Genomic DNA, 2,125 nt, shown 5'->3' on the forward strand with positions numbered 1-2,125 from the left:
AGATTTGAAATAAACCCGGCGACCTCACCCTTCTCTTTACAGAACTTCCGGGGGTGCGCTCTCACCAACTGAGCGACAGACCCGGCCGAAGCTCGAGAATGGTGGGTCTGGGCAGATTTGAACTGCCGACCTCACCCTTATCAGGGGTGCGCTCTAACCAACTGAGCTACAGACCCATTGGTCGCGCTGGGTCCATACCCAAACAGTCTTTGCTCTGGCCGATCAGGTAATTCATTGTGAGCACTTGCCGCGAGGCGGCGATACGTCGTTTAAGGAGGTGATCCAGCCGCAGGTTCCCCTACGGCTACCTTGTTACGACTTCACCCCAGTCATGAACCACACCGTGGTGATCGCCCTCCCGAAGGTTAGGCTAACCACTTCTGGTGCAGTCCACTCCCATGGTGTGACGGGCGGTGTGTACAAGGCCCGGGAACGTATTCACCGTGACATTCTGATTCACGATTACTAGCGATTCCGACTTCACGGAGTCGAGTTGCAGACTCCGATCCGGACTGAGATCGGCTTTCTGGGATTAGCTCACTTTCGCAAGTTCGCAACCCTTTGTACCAACCATTGTAGCACGTGTGTAGCCCTACCCGTAAGGGCCATGATGACTTGACGTCGTCCCCACCTTCCTCCGGTTTGTCACCGGCAGTCTCCCTAGAGTTCCCGACCGAATCGCTGGCAAATAGGGACAAGGGTTGCGCTCGTTACGGGACTTAACCCAACATTTCACAACACGAGCTGACGACAGCCATGCAGCACCTGTCACTCGGCTCCCGAAGGCACTCCGCCGTCTCCGGCGGATTCCGAGGATGTCAAGGGTAGGTAAGGTTCTTCGCGTTGCATCGAATTAAACCACATGCTCCACCGCTTGTGCGGGCCCCCGTCAATTCATTTGAGTTTTAACCTTGCGGCCGTACTCCCCAGGCGGTCGACTTATCGCGTTAACTGCGCCACAAAGTCCGCGAAGGACCCAACGGCTAGTCGACATCGTTTACGGCGTGGACTACCAGGGTATCTAATCCTGTTTGCTACCCACGCTTTCGCACCTCAGTGTCAGTGTCAGTCCAGAAGGCCGCCTTCGCCACTGGTATTCCTCCCGATCTCTACGCATTTCACCGCTACACCGGGAATTCTACCTTCCTCTCCTGCACTCTAGCCTGACAGTTCCGGATGCCGTTCCCAGGTTGAGCCCGGGGCTTTCACAACCGGCTTATCAAGCCACCTACGCGCGCTTTACGCCCAGTAATTCCGATTAACGCTCGCACCCTCCGTATTACCGCGGCTGCTGGCACGGAGTTAGCCGGTGCTTCTTCTGTGGGTGATGTCCTTCCTCCCGGGTATTGGCCGGAAGGCTTTCTTCCCCACTGAAAGTGCTTTACAACCCGAAGGCCTTCTTCACACACGCGGCATGGCTGGATCAGGGTTGCCCCCATTGTCCAATATTCCCCACTGCTGCCTCCCGTAGGAGTTCGGGCCGTGTCTCAGTCCCGATGTGGCTGATCATCCTCTCAGACCAGCTACGGATCGTCGCCTTGGTGAGCCGTTACCTCACCAACCAGCTAATCCGACATAGGCTCATCCGATAGCGCGAGGTCCGAAGAGCCCCCGCTTTCTCCCGTAGGACGTATGCGGTATTAGCCTGGGTTTCCCCAGGTTATCCCCCACTATCGGGCAGATTCCTATGCATTACTCACCCGTCCGCCGCTCGCCACCAGGGAGCAAGCTCCCCGTGCTGCCGCTCGACTTGCATGTGTTAGGCCTGCCGCCAGCGTTCAATCTGAGCCATGATCAAACTCTTCAGTTTCAAATCATTGCGGTTCTTGCTCGCCCCTTCCCGAAGAAACGGACGAAAGCGAACCAAACTCGGCTCAAGGTCAAAGCTTCTCAAAAAGACCCGAAGGTCTTCGACGAGTCGCTTGCCTTGAAATGGTGTGACTTCTCACCCACCTCATCGACAAGCGCCCACATGAATTACCTGATCGATTGTTAAAGAGCGGCTCCGGGCTCTATAGAGAGCGGAGCGTCTCGCTTGCCGTCGGGGCAGCTGACTCTGTCAGCGGCCTCGCCAGCGCCCTGCGAGGAAGGCGTATTCTACCGATCCGACCGAGCTTGTCAACTC

Annotated in this window: 1 tRNA gene and 1 rRNA gene; both read right to left on the minus strand. The window is 56.7% G+C overall.

Annotated features, from left to right (window positions below):
• Positions 1-99: 99 nt before the first annotated feature.
• A tRNA-Ile gene (locus tag HBJ55_RS22155) sits at positions 100-176 on the minus strand.
• A 94-nt stretch (positions 177-270) separates the two neighbouring features.
• Positions 271-1,810, minus strand: a 16S ribosomal RNA gene (locus HBJ55_RS22160).
• Positions 1,811-2,125 lie beyond the last annotated feature (315 nt).

Source organism: Billgrantia bachuensis, assembly GCF_011742165.1.
Lineage (GTDB): Bacteria > Pseudomonadota > Gammaproteobacteria > Pseudomonadales > Halomonadaceae > Halomonas > Halomonas bachuensis.